17 protein-coding genes are annotated in these 16,751 nt (G+C 71.0%); 8 read left to right on the forward strand and 9 right to left on the reverse strand.

The genetic code is table 11. From position 1 onward, the window contains the following. Window positions 1–46 precede the first annotated feature (46 nt). A complete protein-coding gene (locus A6I89_RS02105) occupies window positions 47–505 on the reverse strand; it encodes a rhodanese-like domain-containing protein (protein ID WP_013416668.1) in 459 nt (152 codons plus the stop codon). Between the two features lie 155 nt (window positions 506–660). On the opposite strand from A6I89_RS02105, the gene A6I89_RS02110 reads away from it, so the two are divergent. Together A6I89_RS02110 and bluB are read left to right on the forward strand one after the other, a co-directional pair. Then, complete coding sequence (locus tag A6I89_RS02110; protein WP_044991310.1) at window positions 661–1,734, forward strand: CobW family GTP-binding protein; 1,074 nt, start codon at window positions 661–663, stop codon at window positions 1,732–1,734. Window positions 1,735–1,779: 45 nt separating this feature from the next. After that, window positions 1,780–2,409: a 5,6-dimethylbenzimidazole synthase gene (bluB, locus tag A6I89_RS02115; protein WP_005518899.1), complete on the forward strand. Its 630-nt coding sequence runs from the start codon at window positions 1,780–1,782 to the stop codon at window positions 2,407–2,409. A 16-nt stretch (window positions 2,410–2,425) separates the two neighbouring features. Here bluB and A6I89_RS02120 read toward each other — a convergent pair whose 3' ends face one another. The 4 genes from A6I89_RS02120 to A6I89_RS02135 all read right to left on the reverse strand — a co-directional run bounded on the left by A6I89_RS02120 (window position 2,426) and on the right by A6I89_RS02135 (window position 6,775). Then, window positions 2,426–3,928, reverse strand: coding sequence for a DEAD/DEAH box helicase (locus A6I89_RS02120; RefSeq protein WP_005518900.1), 1,503 nt, complete (start codon window positions 3,926–3,928; stop codon window positions 2,426–2,428). Window positions 3,929–4,162: 234 nt separating this feature from the next. Further along, complete coding sequence (locus A6I89_RS02125) at window positions 4,163–4,576, reverse strand: molybdenum cofactor biosynthesis protein MoaE (RefSeq protein WP_013416665.1); 414 nt, start codon at window positions 4,574–4,576, stop codon at window positions 4,163–4,165. After that, complete coding sequence (gene moaCB / locus A6I89_RS02130) at window positions 4,569–5,564, reverse strand: bifunctional molybdenum cofactor biosynthesis protein MoaC/MoaB (RefSeq protein WP_013416664.1); 996 nt, start codon at window positions 5,562–5,564, stop codon at window positions 4,569–4,571. Before moaCB ends, A6I89_RS02125 begins: the two co-directional genes overlap by 8 nt. A 14-nt stretch (window positions 5,565–5,578) precedes the next feature. Then, entirely contained in the window at window positions 5,579–6,775 is a 1,197-nt protein-coding gene (locus A6I89_RS02135) for a molybdopterin molybdotransferase MoeA (RefSeq protein ID WP_005518904.1), read from the reverse strand. Between the two features lie 63 nt (window positions 6,776–6,838). Here A6I89_RS02135 and moaA point away from each other — a divergent pair, with 63 nt between their 5' ends. Together moaA and A6I89_RS02145 are read left to right on the forward strand one after the other, a co-directional pair. Continuing rightward, window positions 6,839–7,918 (forward strand): GTP 3',8-cyclase MoaA, encoded by a 1,080-nt coding sequence (moaA, locus tag A6I89_RS02140; RefSeq protein WP_022597007.1) that lies wholly within the window; start codon window positions 6,839–6,841, stop codon window positions 7,916–7,918. Beyond that, window positions 7,911–8,192, forward strand: a complete 282-nt coding sequence (locus tag A6I89_RS02145) for a MoaD/ThiS family protein (RefSeq protein WP_022597005.1) — start codon at window positions 7,911–7,913, stop codon at window positions 8,190–8,192. The genes moaA and A6I89_RS02145 overlap by 8 nt, the downstream gene beginning before the upstream one ends. Before the next feature lie 7 nt (window positions 8,193–8,199). Here A6I89_RS02145 and A6I89_RS02150 read toward each other — a convergent pair whose 3' ends face one another. Together A6I89_RS02150 and nadE are read right to left on the reverse strand one after the other, a co-directional pair. Further along, a complete protein-coding gene (locus tag A6I89_RS02150) occupies window positions 8,200–8,967 on the reverse strand; it encodes an SDR family oxidoreductase (protein WP_037086167.1) in 768 nt (255 codons plus the stop codon). Between the two features lie 39 nt (window positions 8,968–9,006). Continuing rightward, window positions 9,007–9,852 (reverse strand): ammonia-dependent NAD(+) synthetase, encoded by an 846-nt coding sequence (gene nadE, locus A6I89_RS02155; RefSeq protein WP_005518910.1) that lies wholly within the window; start codon window positions 9,850–9,852, stop codon window positions 9,007–9,009. Between the two features lie 104 nt (window positions 9,853–9,956). Here nadE and A6I89_RS02160 point away from each other — a divergent pair, with 104 nt between their 5' ends. Continuing rightward, window positions 9,957–10,520, forward strand: coding sequence for a nucleosidase (locus tag A6I89_RS02160; RefSeq protein WP_022597003.1), 564 nt, complete (start codon window positions 9,957–9,959; stop codon window positions 10,518–10,520). Here the strand turns inward: A6I89_RS02160 and A6I89_RS02165 are convergent. Both A6I89_RS02165 and A6I89_RS02170 read right to left on the reverse strand, forming a co-directional pair. Then, on the reverse strand, window positions 10,517–11,140 hold the full coding sequence (locus A6I89_RS02165; RefSeq protein ID WP_022597001.1) for a nucleotidyltransferase family protein: 624 nt from the start codon (window positions 11,138–11,140) through the stop codon (window positions 10,517–10,519). The two genes, A6I89_RS02160 and A6I89_RS02165, sit on opposite strands and share 4 nt — an antisense overlap. Further along, window positions 11,137–12,339, reverse strand: coding sequence for an MFS transporter (locus tag A6I89_RS02170; RefSeq protein WP_022596999.1), 1,203 nt, complete (start codon window positions 12,337–12,339; stop codon window positions 11,137–11,139). The genes A6I89_RS02165 and A6I89_RS02170 overlap by 4 nt, the downstream gene beginning before the upstream one ends. 143 nt (window positions 12,340–12,482) lie before the next feature. On the opposite strand from A6I89_RS02170, the gene A6I89_RS02175 reads away from it, so the two are divergent. The 3 genes from A6I89_RS02175 (at window position 12,483) to A6I89_RS02185 (ending at window position 16,744) form a co-directional block, all read left to right on the forward strand. Then, window positions 12,483–13,910, forward strand: coding sequence for an amidase (locus tag A6I89_RS02175; protein WP_022596997.1), 1,428 nt, complete (start codon window positions 12,483–12,485; stop codon window positions 13,908–13,910). Next, window positions 13,895–15,007, forward strand: coding sequence for an XdhC family protein (locus A6I89_RS02180; protein WP_022596995.1), 1,113 nt, complete (start codon window positions 13,895–13,897; stop codon window positions 15,005–15,007). Before A6I89_RS02175 ends, A6I89_RS02180 begins: the two co-directional genes overlap by 16 nt. A gap of 99 nt (window positions 15,008–15,106) precedes the next feature. Continuing rightward, window positions 15,107–16,744 carry a helix-turn-helix domain-containing protein gene (locus tag A6I89_RS02185; RefSeq protein WP_022596993.1) on the forward strand — a complete coding sequence of 546 codons (1,638 nt, stop codon included), beginning with the start codon at window positions 15,107–15,109 and terminating at the stop codon, window positions 16,742–16,744. Window positions 16,745–16,751: the final 7 nt, after the last annotated feature.

The raw sequence follows: 16,751 nt of genomic DNA on the forward strand, positions 1-16,751 counted from the left end.
CATTGTCGCACGCGATCGGTGTCCGCCGAAAACGGTGGGGGACGGATCAGGCTGCCGGAGGAAGCAATTCGCGCCCGTCGGCCATCCAAGCCATCATGCCGCCGTCGAGTTCGACCACGTCGGTGTAGCCGAGGTCGGCGAGATCCTGCACGGCGGTGGCGCTCATGTTGCCCGACATGCAGTACACCGCGATCGTGGTGCCGTGATCCGACGGCAGTGCCGCCGCCTCGGCGGCCAGGGCGTCGAACGGGATCGCACCGTCCGTTCCGGCGATCGTGCCCTCGTCGGGGACGTGCACGTTGAGGACGAATGTGTCGTCGGACGCCGCGATGTCGGCGAACTCCCGGACGTCGACGAGTCGAGGAGAGGTAGCGGGCGCGTCGCCACCGTCGGTGCCGCAACCGGCGAGGAGCGTCGCACCTATACCTGCGCACGCCGCTGCTGCGGCCAGGCGGCCGGGAAACAGGCGTCCGGGGAACCGATTGCCGGGCAGAGTGCGGCGCATGTCCATAGCCTCCATCGCTCGAGTGCCGGGGCCGGCACTTTGGGGAAGAATACCCCGGGGGTGTGTGGAGCCGTGGTCGGTTCACGCCCGCGTCTGCCCGGCCGGCGCACTAGTACGATGACCGGTTGGTGTCGTCGGTAACTGGGAGGGTCGGGGTGGCGAAGAAGCGGGCTCCACGGTCGATCCCTGTCGTGATCGTCGCCGGGTTCCTCGGATCGGGGAAGACGACCCTGCTCAACCATCTCCTGCACAACAACGGCGGCACCCGGATCGGCGTCATCGTCAACGACTTCGGCTCGGTCAACGTCGACGCGATGATGGTTGCCGGACAGGTCGATTCGATGATGGCGCTGAGCAACGGCTGCCTGTGCTGCGCGGTGGACGTCAGCGACATGGACGAGATGCTGAACAGGCTCGCGCATCGCCGGTCGGAGATCGACGTCATCGTCGTCGAGGCGAGCGGGCTCGCGGAACCCCGCAACATGATTCGGCTCGTGCTCGGCAGTGAGAACCCGTACATCACGTACGGGGGCCTGGTGATGCTGGTGGACGGCGCCGAGTACCAGAGCAGCCGGCAGCGGCATCCGGAACTGGATCAGCACGTCGCGATCGCGGACCTGGTGGTCCTCAACAAGACCGACCGCATCGACGCCGACGCGCACGACGCGCTGCTCGCGGACGTATGCCGGATCAACCCCCGCGCCGCGGTGCTGTCCACCGTGCAGGGCAGAGTCGACCCGGGTCTGCTGTTCGATCGGACACCGCGCCCGACCGCCCGCCCCGGTCAGCAGTTGTCGTTCGACGACCTGCTCCTCGGTCTCGACGAGCCGTCGGAGCAGTGCGGTGAGTGCGGCGGGGATCACGATCCGCACATCCACGCGATGTACGACAGCGTCACGTTCACGTCCGATCTGCCGATGCACCCGCGTCGGTTGATCCGATTCCTCGAGAAGCAACCCGCCGGCGTCTACCGGATCAAGGGCTTCGTCTACTTCGGTGTGCCCGGATACCAGCAGAAGTACCTGTTGCAGGTGGTGGGCGACCACATCCGGTTCACCCCGCAGCGCTGGGTGGCGGGGGAGGGCCGGCGCACCGAACTCGTCGTGATCGGGATGGACCTCGATCCGGACGCGGTGGATGCACTGCTCGACGCGTGCGTCGAACCCGAGGCCGACTACCTCGAGAGCGACACCATGATGGGCGTGCACCGGTACACCGTCGAAGTCTGACCCGACCGCGGGAGAGGCCGGTGGTGCGGCGGCTACCGTGGAGGCGTGACCGAATCTCTCGTTTCCGTGTACGAAGCCATCCGCCGACGCCGTGACGTCCGCGCCGAGTTCAGTGGCGAGCTGATCCCCGACGAGACGTTGCAGCGGGTGCTCGGTGCGGCGCACGCGGCCCCGAGCGTCGGCAACACCCAGCCGTGGGACTTCATCGTGGTCCGCAACCAGGACACGCTCGACACCTTCGCCGAGCACGTTGCCGGACGTCGCCGGGCGTTCGCCGACTCGCTACCGGAGGACCGGCGAAAGACGTTCGACCCCATCAAGATCGAGGGGATCCGGGAGAGCGGAACCGGCATCGTGGTCACGTACGACCCGTCCCGCGGCGGACAGAACATTCTGGGCCGACACACGATCGACGACACCGGCCTGTTCTCGGCGGTGCTCGCCATCCAGAACCTGTGGTTGGCGGCGGCCGCCGAGAACATCGGTGTCGGCTGGGTGTCGTTCTACGACGAGGAGTACCTCACGGACCTGCTGGGCATTCCCGCACCGGTCCGCCCCATCGCGTGGCTGTGCGTCGGCAAGGTGGACCAGTTCCAGGAGGTTCCGGATCTGGAACGCTTCGGCTGGCGGACGCGTCGGGACCTGTCCGACGCGATCCACTGGGAACGTTTCTGAGCGGGTAGCCGCGGTTTCAGCCGCGCCGGCGGCGCGAGCCGCCGCCCGCCGCCTGTCCGCCCCCGCCCGAACCCGAGGCGGAACCGCCGGTAGCGCCCGAGCGTCCACCAGAGCGTCGGCGTCCGCCGCCGCCCTGGCCGCCGGCGCCACCGGCACCCTCGGTGCGGGGACCGCGGCTGCGCCCACCCTGGCCGTTCTGGGCACCGCCGCCCCGTCGGCCGGAACGCTGACCCTGTCCCTGACGACGACCGTCGCCCGCGGGCTTGTCCGTCTTGGGCGCGGGCGCCACGTGCGGTGCCGGTTCGCCGACCAGCGTGACCACGTGCTCGGAGTCGGCCGTGACCTGCACCGGCGTCACCTTGATCGATGCCTTGCGCATCAGGGCCGAGAGGTCTTTACGCTGTTCGGGCAGAACGATGGTCACGACGTCACCGGCACTTCCGGCACGCGCGGTGCGGCCCGAACGGTGCAGGTACGCCTTGTGTTCGGCCGGCGGATCGACGTGCACAACGAGCTCCACCTCGTCGACGTGCACACCGCGGGCTGCGACGTCCGTGGCGACCAGCACGCGGGCGGTGCCTTCCGAGAATGCGGCCAGATTCCGGTCGCGAGCGTTCTGCGACAGGTTGCCGTGCAGGTCCACCGACGGGATGCCCGACTCGGTCAGCTGGCGGGCGAGCTTGCGCGCCTGGTGCTTGGTGCGCATGAACAGGATGCGACGGCCCTGCCCCGACGCCAGCTTGTGCACGAGCGCCTTCTTCGCCTCCACGCCGGCAACGTCGTACACGTGGTGGGTCATGGCGGCAACGGGCGAGTTCGCCTCGTCGACCGAGTGCAGCACCTCGTTCTGCAGGAAGCGCTTGACCAGCTTGTCGACACCGTTGTCGAGCGTCGCCGAGAACAGCAGGCGCTGCCCGCCGGAGGGCGTCGCGGTGAGGATGCGCGTGACGCCGGGCAGGAAGCCGAGGTCGGCCATGTGATCGGCCTCGTCGAGGATCGTCATCTCGACGGCGTCGAGTGTGACGAACCGCTGCTTCATCAGGTCTTCGAGGCGGCCCGGGCAGGCGACGACGATGTCGACGCCCGACTCGAGAGCCTTGACCTGACGGTGCTGCGAGACGCCGCCGAAGATCGTGGTGACGCGCAACCCCAGCGCGCCGGCGAGCGGCTCGAGCGTCGCGGTGATCTGCGTCGCTAGTTCGCGGGTGGGGGCCAGGACGAGACCGCGCGGCTTGCCGGGACGGCGCTTGCCGCCTGCGAGGCGTGCCGCGAGCGGGATCGAGAACGCGAGGGTCTTGCCGCTGCCGGTCTTGCCGCGGCCGAGAACGTCACGCCCGGCGAGCGTGTCGGGGAGAGTGTCGACCTGGATGGGGAACGGCGCGGTGATGCCGCCGTCCGCGAGGGCCGAGACGATCGGAGCGGGGACGCCGAGCGATTCGAAGGAGGCCGTGGCGGATTCGTCGGACGGGGTGGTGACGCTGGTGGACAAGTTCGTCGGTGCCTTTCGGGCATTCGTCATGCACGCCTACGGCCGGGGGATCCCGGTGCACGGCCTGCACAAGGTGGCGACATTGCCGGGAGGCAAGATCGATCGCCGCAAGAAATGCTTGTGCTGGTGCACGCGAGCAAATGCGCGGATCCGGCGCGAAGGAAGCGTTCTACGACGCTGGACGCCCGGCAAGCGGACGTCCAGTACCCGCAACCATACCGGGTTGCGGCGATCGAGGGGGTGTCGGGGCGATCACCCGGCGGGCTACAGGCCCACCCACTCGGACGTTCCGGTCGCGAACGTCTGACGCTTCCAGATCGGCACCTCCGCCTTGATCCGCTCCACCAGTTCGGCGCAGGCCGCGAATGCCTCGGCGCGGTGGGGCGCGGCCACCGCGGCGACCAGCGCCAGATCACCGATCACCAGCGATCCCACGCGGTGCGCGGCCGCGACCGGCAAACCTGTGCGTTCGGCGACCTCCTCGCAGCATCGGCGCAGGAAGCGTTCGGCGTCGGGGTGCGCCTGGTACTCGAGGGCGGACACCGAGCGCCCGCCGTCGTGGTCCCGGACGACGCCGGTGAATGCCACGACCGCGCCGTGCTCCGGTCCGGCGACGGCCGCGTCCACGACGGCAGGGTCGAGGGGCTGCTCGGAGATGCGGGCGAACACGTCACTCATCGTGTGCACCTCCGCCCGCGATCTGGGCCAGCAGGTGTTCGAGGATCGGATCCAGCACCTCGAGGCCGTCCTTCACGCCGCCGGGCGAGCCCGGCAGGTTCACGATCAAGGTCCGGCCCGCGAGTCCGACGAGGCCGCGGCTGAGCGACGCGTGCGGTGTCACCTGCGTGCCGACCCGGCGCATCTCCTCGGCGACGCCCGGCAACTCCCGATCGAGCACCGCACGGGTGGCTTCGGGGGTCGCGTCGGTGGGGGAGGCGCCGGTCCCGCCGGTGGTGAGGACGAGGGCCGGGGCGTCGGCGAGGGCGTCGGCGAGGCCGGCCGCGATGTCGGCGTCGGCGTACACGAGGGGACCGCGCACCGTGTACCCGCGGTCGGTGAGCCATTCGGCGATCGCCGGGCCAGTCGTATCGGGCCGGGTACCGCGCGCACCGCCGGTGGAGGCCACCAGCACCGTCGCCGAATCGGGGCGCACCTCGGGCCGTGCCGGCGCCGGTGCGGCGGTGTCGCCGCCGCGCTCGTCGCGTCGCCAGCTCCCGCGCTTGCCGCCCTCCTTCGTCAGGAGCCGGACACCGTCGAGTCTCGCGGCCGGGTCCACTGCCTTGACCATGTCGTGCAGGGTGAGACCGGCAACCGCGACCGCGGTCAACGCTTCCATCTCGACCCCGGTGGGGCCCTTGGTCTTCGCGGTCGCCTCGATGGTGATGGACGAGTCGGTGAACCCGAACTCGACCTTCACCGACGACAGCGCCAGCTGGTGGCACAGCGGGATCAGCTCCGACGTCTTCTTCGCGCCCGAGATGCCGGCGATGCGTGCCGTCGACAGGACGTCGGCCTTCGGCATGTCGTCGGCGCGCACCAACGCGACCACCTCGGGTGTCGTCACGAGTTCGCCGGCGGCGACCGCGATCCGGGTCGTGTCCGCCTTCGCGCTCACATCAACCATCCGGGCACGGCCCTCGCCGTCGAGATGGCTCAGTTCGGTCATGTTCTGCTCGCTCACTACAGGGGCCACACCTTCACTCGGTCGCCCGCGGCGAGGGACACCGCGTCGGCTGGAACATCGATCAACACGTCGGCCCACGCGAGTGCCGCCACGAGATGGGACCCGGGACCGGACACCACCTCCACACCCGAGCCGGTGCGACGGCCGCGCAGGAACTGGCGTTTCCCGGCGACCGAGGTCACGGCGTGCGCGAGGGGCGCGTCCTCCCGCGGCACCTCGGGCAGCCCGGCGGCCCGGCGCAGCAGCGGGCGCACGAACACTTCGAAAGAAACCATCGTGCTCACCGGGTTACCCGGGAACGTCAGCACCGGAACCTCGTCGACCAGGGCCAGACCCTGCGGCCCGCCGGGTTGCATCGCCACCGGCCCGAAGCGGGCGCCCAGTTCGGCGAGTACGTCCTTGACGACCTCGTAGTCGCCCATCGAGACGCCGCCCGACGTGATCACGAGTTCGGCGCGGGCGATCGCGCGGCGCAGGCAGGTCCGGAAGACGTCCGGGTCGTCGCTACTGCGGTCCGTCACCGACACCTCGGCGCCGTTCGCGCGCAGGCTCGCCGACAGTGCCGCGCCGTTGGAGTCGAAGATCTGCCCCGGCTCCGGGGTGGCACCCGCGTCCACCAGTTCCGCCCCCGTCGTGATCACCGCGACGCGCGGCCGGGTGCGCACGGCCACCGCCGCCAGGCCCACCGCGGCCAGCACGCCGAGATGACGGGGTTCGAGCAGGGTTCCGGCGGAGAGCAGCAGCATGCCGGTGCGGACGTCGCTTCCGCGTTCGCGCACGAAATCGCCGACGGCGCGCGAACGGTGAACCGTGACCTTGCCGTCGGACACCTCGGTGTCCTCCACGGGGACAACGGCTTCCGCGCCCTCCGGGAGTACCGCCCCCGTCATGATCCGTACCGCGGTGCCCGGCACGTGCCGGGCCGGCTCGGCCGGGCCGGCCGGCACCGTCGCCACGATCGGCAGCGTCGCCGGGACGGTGGCGATCGACGCGGCGTCCACCGCGAAGCCGTCCATCTGGGAATTGCGGAACAGCGGCAGATCGACAGGGGAGCAGACGTCGTGGGACAGCACCCGACCGAGGGCGTCCGCCAGCCGGACGGTCTCGGTGGGCCGCGTGAGCATCGGCGCGAGGAGTTCGGCCACGTCGGCGGCATGGTCTTCGACGGATCGCGCACCCGGACGTTGTGCCATGAGAACCAATCCTAGGCATCCGTCGTCGCGCCCGCGGGCGGTGACGGCGGCATACTGGGGGACATGGTGACAACGGCGCGGACGGCGACGGCGGTGAACGTGGGAATCCCCACCGTGCGGTCGGCGGCGCCGTCGACGGACGGGCGACCTGACGTGCCCGAACTGCTGGACGGTTTCGGGCGGGTCGCGCGGGACCTGCGGGTGTCGATCACCGAGAAGTGCTCGCTGCGGTGTACGTACTGCATGCCCGCAGAGGGGCTGCCCGCGATCCCGGCCCGAGACCTGCTCACCGCCGACGAGATCATCCGGCTTGTCGGAGTGGCGGTGCACCGCCTCGGGATCCGCGAAGTGCGGTTCACCGGTGGCGAACCGCTGATGCGCCGTGACCTCGAGGTGATCGTCGCCGGGTGCAGCGAGCTGGTACCCGGGATTCCGCTGTCGATGACGACCAATGCGGTCGGTCTCGAGCACCGCGCTGTCGGCCTCGCCCGCGCCGGACTCTCGCGCGTCAACGTCTCGCTGGACACGATCGACCGCCGGCACTTCGCTGAACTGACCCGACGCGACCGCCTCGAGTCGGTGCTGACGGGAATCCGCGCAGCACAGGATGCCGGACTCGCGCCGCTCAAGATCAATGCGGTGCTGATGGCCGAAACGCTGGACGGTGCAGCCGATCTCCTGCAGTGGTGCCTCGACGCGGGGTGTGCGCTACGTTTCATCGAGGAGATGCCGCTCGACGCGGACCACGAGTGGGCACGGGGGAACATGGTGGACGCGCAGACCCTGCTCGGGGTTCTCGGCGAGCGCTTCGACCTACAGGAGGTGGGGCGCGAGGATCCGTCCGCGCCCGCCGAGGAATGGCTCGTGAACGGGGGCCCGGCGACGGTCGGAATCATCGCGTCGGTCACCCGATCGTTCTGCGAGGAGTGCGACCGCACCAGGCTCACCGCGGAGGGGACCGTGCGTTCGTGCTTGTTCAGCGACCGCGAGGTGGACCTGCGGGACGCCCTGCGCTCCGGCGCCGACGACGAGACCCTGGCCGAGATGTGGCGGGCCGCGATGTGGGACAAGTGGGCCGGACACGGCATCAACGCGGCGGGTTTCGTCCCGCCGAGGCGGAGCATGGGAGCGATCGGTGGCTGAGACGGACTTCGGGACCCTCGAGACGGTGCGCACGGTGCAGGTGCGGTACTTCGCGGCGGCGGCGGAGGCCGCGGGCCGAACCGAGGAGACGCTGACGGTGCCCGTCGGCGCGGATCTGGCGCACCTGCGGGTGGTACTCGCCGAACGCTACGGCGAACAGATGGCGAAGGTCCTCGGGGTCGCCGCGTATCTCGTCGACTCCGAGCTCACGCGCGACCCGAGCAGCGGGGTGGGCGCGCAGGTGGACGTGCTCCCTCCGTTCGCGGGCGGCTGACCACCCGCTACTGCGCCGCCAACCATTGATCGAAGGTCACCGTCCCGAAGTGGTTGTCGGGCACCAGGTTCGAGCCGTTTCGCCAGAACGAGCCCATCGCGCCCGGCATCGGCAGGTCCGTCACCCGTCCGCGGGCACCCGTGGCCGCCTTCCACGCCTGCGCCATCTCGCGCATCGTGAGGATCTGCGGTCCCGCGACGACCACCGGATCAGCCGTCACCGAGGGCGTCTGCGCGGCGTCGACGAGGGCGCGTGCGACGTCCGCGGTGTCGATCGACTGGAAGCGGGCACCGGTGAACGCCGGGATCAGGCCCAGCTTCGATGTGGGGGCGCACAGCATCGGCACGAACTCGTGGAACTGTGTCGCCCGCACCACCTGCGTCGGCAGCGGCGACGCCGCGTACCGCTGTTCCTGCTCGGTCTTGGCGCGGTAGTACCCGAACGTGCTGCGGTCGACGTTCACGATCGACAGCAGCACGGCGCGCGAGACCCCCGCCTCGCGTGCCGCCGACAGCAGATTCCCCGCCCCGGTCGTCAGGACCGGTCGAGTGCGGCGGGTCTTGCCGTCGGTCGTGTCGATGACGATGTCGACACCGTCGAGAGCCTGCGCGAGTCCGGCGCCCGTGAGCAGATCGCCCGCGGCCTGTTCGACGCCGGCTCCCAGTGCCCCGCCGCGGCGGCTCAGCACCCGAACCGTCTCCCCGCGCCGCACCAGTTCGGCCACCACCGACCGGCCCGCCACCCCGGTGCCGCCCGCCACCAGATACGTCGTCACCACCGCCCCCTGTCGTCCGCTCTCGGGCTCGGCCCTCCGTCAGTCCTCGCGCCACCACGTGTCGAGAGGCGTCACCGGCACCGTTCGCTTGTGGCGGGTGTTCAGGTACATGCGTTCGAGCTCGAGGGCCACGTCGTCGGCGACGTCCCGGCCCTCGAGGAAGTCGTCGATCTGCTGGTAGGTGACGCCGAGCGCCACCTCGTCCGGCAGCGACGGCCGGTCGTCCTCCAGGTCGGCGGTGGGCACCTTCCGCCATGTCGAGTCCGGCGCGCCCATCTCCTGCAGGAGCGCGGCGCCTTGACGCTTGGTGAGTCCGGTGAGCGGGGTGAGGTCCGCGCCTCCGTCTCCGAACTTGGTGAAGAATCCGGTCAGCGCCTCCGCGGCATGGTCGGTACCCACCACGAGGTAGCCGAGCTCACCCGCGATCGCGTACTGGATCATCATCCGCTCACGGGCTTTGATGTTGCCGCGCACGAAGTCCCGCAGCTGCCCACCGTCGCCGAGGATCTCGCGCAGCGCGCCCGACGCCTCGCCCGCTGTCGCGTCGGTACCGGGCTTGACGTTCACCGCGAGGGACCGGTCCGGCGCGATGAACTTCAACGCGACCTGGGCGTCCTCCTCGTCGACCTGCGCGCCGTACGGCAACCGGACGGCGACGAATTCGGCGGTGTGCCCCTCCGCACGCAGTTCCTCCGCCGCCAGTTGTGCCAGCCGGCCGGCGAGGGTGCTGTCCTGCCCGCCGCTGATACCGAGGACGAAACCCTTCGCCGGAGTGGAGAGCAGGTACTCCTTCATGAACTGCACCCGACTGCGGATCTGGGCCTCCGGATCGATCGTCGGCTCCACACCGAGTTCCGCGATGATCCGTGCACGCGAGATAGCCATGGCAGAACTGTAGCGAGCACGGGTCGGGTGTGCAGCCCTGCGAACCGGCACGGCAGGATGTGGCCCGACGTCACCGGCGGCGTCACGGAACTCGGGAGAGCCTGATGAGTAGCACCGGCATCCTCGTGGTGAGCGCCACGCGGGAGGAAGCGGCCCACGTGCCCGACGGCATCGACGTCGTCGTCACGGGGATCGGCAAGGTCGCGGCCGCCGTCGCCGTGACGCAGGCTCTCGCCGGCTATGCCCCGGACCGCCTGCCCCTGGTGGTCAACATCGGCACTGCCGGTGCGCTGCACGGCCATCACGCGGGGCTGTACGTGCCGTCGGCGGTGCTGAACCACGACATCAGCGCCGAGGTACTGCGCTCGTTGGGCCACCCGGTGCGCGACGCGATCGACCTCGCCGACGGAGATGGGACGGTCCTCGCGACGGGCGACACCTTCGTCTCCGACGCCGCGGTCCGCGACGCTCTCGCCGCGCGCGCCGACCTGGTCGACATGGAGGGGTTCGCGGTCGCGTTCGCGTGCGATCGGCTGGGCGCCCGCTGCCGGCTGGTCAAGCACGTGAGCGATCACGCGGACGACTCCGCGATGGACTGGCCCGCGCAGGTGGACGCCAGCGCACGCGTGCTCGCGGACTGGCTGACCCGGACGTTCGGACCGCGCTAACCGGGCTCGTCGGGACGGTCCCGGTCCCGGCCGGTGGACAGGTCGCCGCACGGGACGGCGGCCACCGCGGCGCGGTGCGTCCGCAGATACTCCCGCGCGCCCGCGTCGCCGGCGGCGCGGGCCGCGATCGGCCCCCAGTGTCGCCGCCCGAGGACGACGGGGTGCCCGGGCGTGACACCGAAGTACGCGCGGGCCATCCCGCTCGGTGTGCTCGTGGCGGCGTCGATGGTGCGGGCGACTACGTCGGGCCCGACGTCCGGCAGGTCGACGAGATGGACGGCGACGTAGTCCGCGTCCGAGTCCTCGGCGATCGCATCGAGTCCGGCGCGCAGCGACTCTCCCATGCCCTCGGCCCAGCGCGGTGCGTACACCGCCTCGGCCCCGGACGGAAGCGCGGCGCGTGCGGCCCCCAGCACGACGAGAACGCGCCCGCACCCGCCGGACCGCAGGGCGTGGACCGCCGCGCGGAGCCATTGGCCCTCGTGGGCAAGCACTTTCGGGTAGCCGTAGCGACGCCCGGCTCCCGCGGCCAGCAGCAGTCCGACGACGTGGTCCGTCCGGGCTCCGGGGACGGCGCCCACGCCACTCCCCGGCACCGCGGTGCCGCCGCCGTCGCTCATCGGCCGACCGGCGAGACGTCGTCGCGGCGTGCGGGACGGGCGCGGGGAGCGGGTGCGGTCCTCGCGACCAGGACCGACGCGATCATCAGGACGGCGATCGCAGCGAAGCACGTCCCGTACCCGATCCGCGGCGCCAGGACGGAGACGAGGAACGGCAGCGCGAATCCCAGGTAGATCAGGCAGTAGTAGACCGCGACCGACTGTGCGAGTTCGTCCTCCGGCGCGAGTCGTTCGACCGCGACCAGGCCGGAGATCAAAAGCACTCCGTAGCACGAACCGAGCAGAAGCGCCGCCCCGAAGACCGCGACGACCGCGACGGCGCCGTCGGTGTGGACGACGACGCCGGCTGCACCGAGTCCCAGCACACCGAGTACCGCTCCCGCCGGTGCCCCCCACTCCTCGCGGTGCTCCAGAAACCGCCGGACCCACGGCTGGATCACCGCTCCGGTGATCATGGTGAGCGCCGCGATCGTTCCGGTGAACGCGATCGATACCGCATCCAGTGACTGCTCGACGCGTGGCGGGAGCGTCGCGAAGGCGATGGTCGCGGTGCCGAACACCCACGGTGTCCAGGGAACCACGCCCCGTAGGAAGGGCGCCTTCGACAGCGCCGTCACCCGGGTGGCCGCCGGAGCCGTTCGGACGGTACGAGTCTCGGGCACCGGCCACACCAGCGCCAGGGCGGCGATCATCAGCGCGATGTGGACAACGTACGGCGACACCTGAGGTGCGGGCAGCCACTGCGCCACCACGCCGGCGAACAACGCGCCGCATCCGAAGCCCGCCGACAGGGACACCGCGGCCCGGCGCGCGCCGGCGCCGACGGGCGCCCGGGCACTGAGTTCCTTCATCCATGCGGTGCCCGCACCGAACGCCATGCCGGACGCGACTCCGGCGAGCACCCGCCCGACGTAGAGCAGTTCGGGACTGAGGGGACCGAGCAGAAGGACGAGGGAGGAGACCACCGAGACGGGGATCATCGAGCGGATGACCACCCGGCGTCCCGCACGATCGGCGACGCGACCGAAGTACAGCAGCGCGGGAACGAGGCCGAGCACGTAGGCGCCGAGCATCGCGGTGAACGATCCGCTCGTGAGCCCCAGGTGCCGGCTGTAGACGAGCTGCATCGGTGCGAACTGGTTGGCTCCCCAGCTCACCGCGAACAGGGCGACGGCGAGACGCAACCACGGGGCAGGCATGGTCCGATCCTCGCAGAGGCGGGGAGGGGGTGGAGTATCAACTGTTCACAGCTCGGGTGTCGACTTGCTGTGGATCCTGGCCGTTTCGCACCGGTTTTCGGCAGCCCTACCGTGTGCTGCACGACGATGCCGGAGGAGGCGCCGTGGCAGGATTCGGAGGCGGTCGGATCGGATCGACCGCGCGTGACATCGCTCGCGCAGTAACCGGACGCGAGGTATCGGCGCAGGCCGTGATCGAGGAGCACCTGGACCACATCGGGAACTGCAACGCCCGGTGGAACGCGGTGGTCACGGTGCCGGCGGAGCAGGCGTTGGCGGCGGCGGACCGCCTCGATCGCCGGCTGGCCCACGGTGACCCGGTCGGCCCGCTCGCCGGTGTGCCGTTCACCGTCAAGGATCTGATCGCCACCGCCGGGGTCCGCACGACGGCGGGGTCGCGGGCGCTCGCGGGGAACGTGCCCGCGGCCGATGCCCCGGCGGTGGCGGCGATGAAGCGCGCCGGCGCAATCCTGGTGGGCAAGACCAACACCCCGGAGTTCGGGGCGAGCGGTCTGACGCACAACGACCTGTTCGGCTACACCCGCAACCCGCTGGGCACCGAAGCGGACCCGCGCTCTCCGGGCGGGTCGAGCGGCGGGGAGGCGGCGGCTCTCGCGGCGGGGATGAGCGCGGTGGGCCTCGGGACCGACTTCGGCGGCTCCGTCCGCTGGCCCGCACACTGCACCGGCCTCAGTTCCATTCGCCCGACGTCGGGCCGGGTGAGCGCGGACGGCCAGTACCCGGGAGTGGCCGCCGGCGACCGGGTGCTGGCCAACCCCGCGACCGTGCACGGCGTCGTGCAGACGATCGGCCCGCTGGCACGGACCCTCGACGACGCCGCGCTGGTCCTGCGGGTCGTGTCGTCTCGCCGGTTCCGGTGGGCCGATCCGGAGGACGTGGAGGTGGACGGGCTCGACATCACCTGGGCGGGTGGGGAGGGCACCGTTCCCGTCGAAGCGGGAATCGTTGCCGCGGTTGCGGAGACGGCCGGCGGACTCGGGGCCCGACGGTACGCCGGTTCGGCCCTCGAACGGGCGAACGACCTGTTCGGACGACTGCGCGCCACCGAGACCGCGGCGGACATCGAGGCGTACGGCGCACCGTCCGACTTCGGGGCGAACATCCGGGCTGTGCTGGCGGCGGCCTCGGAACGACGAAGCCACCGCGACGTCGAGGAGTTGTGGGCGCAGCGAGCGCGCCTCACCGCCGGGCTGCTCGACGAGATGGGAGACGTCCTCGTGCTCCCGGTCGCCTCGATCACCGCGCCACCGCTCGGGCTCGACACGTTCACGGTCGACGGCCACTCGCTGACCTGGCAGGATGCGCTCGCGTGCTGTCGGGCGATCAGCGTCACCGGACTTCCGTCCGTCGTCGTCCCGGTCGCGACGGCGGCCGACGGGTTGCCGATCGGCGTCCAGGTGATCGCGCGGCCGTGGCAGGAGCACGTCGCACTCTCTGTGGCGCACCGTGTCCGCCGGACCAGTACCTACCGATCACCACACGAGGAGGCTTCGCGATGCGCGACATCCTGACGGAACTCACGGCGTGGTTCGACCGGGACGAAGCGTTCGCGCTCGCGACGGTCGTGCGCACGTGGAAGTCGTCACCACGCACGCCCGGCGCGGCGATGGCGGTGTCCGCGGCCGGTGAGGTCCTCGGCAGCGTGTCCGGGGGATGCGTCGAGAGCGCCGTGTACGAGTCGGCACTCGAGGTCCTCGCCGACGGATGCAGCCGGACGGAGGTGTTCTGCGTGGCCGACGACGATGCCATCGGGGTGGGGCTGACGTGCGGCGGGACGATCGAGGTGTTCGTCCAACGGGTCGACCGTGCCGCGTACCCGCAGTTCGCCGAGGTGGCACGCCTCGTCCGCGAGGGTGAGCCCGTCGCGGTGGTGACCGCCACGGATTCGGGGCGGCCGACTCGCCACACCGTGGTCACCGCGGCATCCTCGCGGGGGGCGGTGGAGGTGGCCGAGTCGGAAGTCGCCGACATCCGCTCGCGCTCCGCGGGAGGCACGTCGACGGTCTACGCGTTCGAACCGGCGACAGGGTCGTGCGCGTCGGCCATGGTCGAGGTGTTCGCGCCGCGGCCGCGGATGTACGTGTTCGGCGCGGTCGACTTCGCGGCGGCGATGTGCACGCTCGGCTCCTTCGCGGGCTACCACGTGACCGTCGTGGACGCCCGCCCGGTGTTCGCCACCCGGGCCCGGTTCCCCGGCGCGGACGAGGTGGTCGTGATGTGGCCGCACCGATTCCTCGAGACCGCGCCCGTCGACGCACACACGGTGATGGCCGTTCTCACGCACGACGAGAAGTTCGACATTCCACTGCTCGAACGCGCGCTCCGCTCGGACGCCTCGTACGTGGGGGCCATGGGCAGTCGGGCCACCCACGAGCGCCGCGTCGCCCTGCTGCGGGAGAGGGGCCTGACCGACGACGAACTGGGCCGACTGCACTCGCCGATCGGCCTCGACCTCGGCGCGCGAACTCCCGAGGAGACCGCGGTGTCGATCCTCGCGGAGATGATGAAGGTGGCACGCTCGGCAACGGCACTCGAACTGCGTGATCTCGACGGCCCGATCCACCGGGACCGGCGGAGCGATGTCCGCCCCGCGGACTGCCCGGCTTGAGCGCTGGACTTCACCGCCCTCGGGAGAGATGATCTCGAAGTCCGTTTGGCGCGCTGCCGAGTTTCGGGGGCGCGCAGATCAGAGGAGCAGGGTGGTGCGGTGACGGCGTCGAACACGTTCGCACCGGTTCCGCTCGACACCCTGCTGGCATCCGGACTCCTGCCCGGAGCGGCGCTGGTCACCGAACGTCCCGCCGCCGCGGGGGCGATCACGAACGTCGCCGTGATGGCAGTACCGGACGTCGGGCCGTGGCTCCGCCGCGACCAGCTGCTCGTCACGTCCGGCAGCGTCCTGGCGCGGCTGGCGTCGGCGTCCGACTTCGTCGCCCGGCTCGACCGACGCGGTGTCGCCGCTCTCGCGGTGCGGCTCGACACCGGCCCCGAGCTTCCGCGCGAGCTGACGGACGCCGCTACCGAAGCCGGAATGCCCGTCGTGACGTTCACGGCAGCCTGCTGTTCCGGGCACGAGATCTCCCGGTCGCTCGACCGCATGGCCGCCCGCCAGATCGACGCGGTACTGGCCGCCGACCACGTGCGGCACGATCTGCTGTCCGTGGTGATGGCGGGCGGTGGTCACCGAGAGCTTGCCGCGGCGCTCGCGCGGGCGCTCGGTGGCGCGGTGCTCGTCACGACCCCGGACGGCCGGCAGATCAGCCGGGCCGGGGAGGACGCCGATCTGTGCCGGCTGGCGACCAGTAGTGCGCTCGACGCGACGGGCCGGCTGCGAACGGACTCCGTGGAGGGCGGGCTGGGGCGGCGTGAGCTCGGCAACGGGTTCATCGCCGTCTCCGCGGTCTCCGCGAACGGCATCGATCACGGACGGCTCGCGTTCTTCACGGCGTCCCGCCCACTGGCCGACGAGGAGTTGTACCTCGTCGAGCGGGCCGCGGAGGTGTGCGCGCTGGTGGTCACCCGCGAACTCGCGGTCGCGGCCGTCGAGGAGAAGCATCGGGCGAACTTCGTCCGCGACCTGCTGCGTGGGCGTGGCGGCGACCCCGACCGAGTGGTGGCGCACGCCAGGACGTTCGGGTGGGATCTGTCGCGCCCGATCGTCGTCCTCGCGATCGAACCGGACCCCGTCGACACGGACGCCGCCGCGGCCCCGAACCGGATGCCGGTCGTCGAGAGGCAGGCGCGAGCGTTCTCCGGCGCCGTCGCGGCGCGTGATCCCGGGGCGGTGGTGACCGCGCTCTCGACGGAAACCGTGGTCCTGATGGGGGAGGGCGCCGACACGATGACCCTCGTCCACGAACTCGTCGCCCACGTGCGCGGCGCCGGCGGCGGGGGCCGTCGGCCGTTCGGTGTGGGCGTGTCGCGTGTCTCGGCCTCCGTGGACGACCTTCCCGCGCTCTACAGCCAGGCGCGGACCGCGCTCGAAGTGGGTCGGCGCATCTCCGGGGAGTGGGCCGTGACGCACTTCGACGAGCTGGGGGTGTACCGATTGCTCAGCCTCGTCGACGAACCCGAGGAGCTCGAGTCCTTCGCGCGGGAGACGTTGCGGGAACTCACCGAGGACACCGCCGAGGCGCAGGACATGCGCCGCACCCTCGAGGTCCTTCTGGCGACGAACATCAACATCGCGGAAACCGCGCGGCAGTTGCACTTTCACTACAACACCCTGCGCTATCGGGTCGTGAAGCTGGAGAAGATGCTCGGGCCCTTCACCGCGCACCCCGCCCTGCGCCTCGATCTCTCACTCGCGCTGAAGATCATCGCCATGCGTGGCATCAATTCCTAACATTGCC

Source organism: Prescottella equi (assembly GCF_002094305.1).
In the GTDB taxonomy this organism is placed as follows: Bacteria; Actinomycetota; Actinomycetes; order Mycobacteriales; family Mycobacteriaceae; genus Prescottella; species Prescottella equi.

Bases quoted from the DNA above. Each gene is read 5' to 3' on its own strand.
- nadE (WP_005518910.1), bottom strand. From the start codon at position 9,852: ATGGCTATCTCGCGTGCACGGATCATCGCGGAACTCGGTGTGGAGCCG.
- A6I89_RS02120 (WP_005518900.1), bottom strand. From the start codon at position 3,928: ATGACGAATGCCCGAAAGGCACCGACGAACTTGTCCACCAGCGTCACC.
- moaCB (WP_013416664.1), bottom strand. From the start codon at position 5,564: ATGACCGAACTGAGCCATCTCGACGGCGAGGGCCGTGCCCGGATGGTT.
- A6I89_RS02125 (WP_013416665.1), bottom strand. From the start codon at position 4,576: ATGAGTGACGTGTTCGCCCGCATCTCCGAGCAGCCCCTCGACCCTGCC.
- A6I89_RS02165 (WP_022597001.1), bottom strand. From the start codon at position 11,140: ATGAGCGACGGCGGCGGCACCGCGGTGCCGGGGAGTGGCGTGGGCGCC.
- A6I89_RS02170 (WP_022596999.1), bottom strand. From the start codon at position 12,339: ATGCCTGCCCCGTGGTTGCGTCTCGCCGTCGCCCTGTTCGCGGTGAGC.
- A6I89_RS02160 (WP_022597003.1), top strand. From the start codon at position 9,957: ATGAGTAGCACCGGCATCCTCGTGGTGAGCGCCACGCGGGAGGAAGCG.
- A6I89_RS02135 (WP_005518904.1), bottom strand. From the start codon at position 6,775: ATGGCACAACGTCCGGGTGCGCGATCCGTCGAAGACCATGCCGCCGAC.
- A6I89_RS02105 (WP_013416668.1), bottom strand. From the start codon at position 505: ATGCGCCGCACTCTGCCCGGCAATCGGTTCCCCGGACGCCTGTTTCCC.
- moaA (WP_022597007.1), top strand. From the start codon at position 6,839: ATGGTGACAACGGCGCGGACGGCGACGGCGGTGAACGTGGGAATCCCC.
- A6I89_RS02180 (WP_022596995.1), top strand. From the start codon at position 13,895: ATGCGCGACATCCTGACGGAACTCACGGCGTGGTTCGACCGGGACGAA.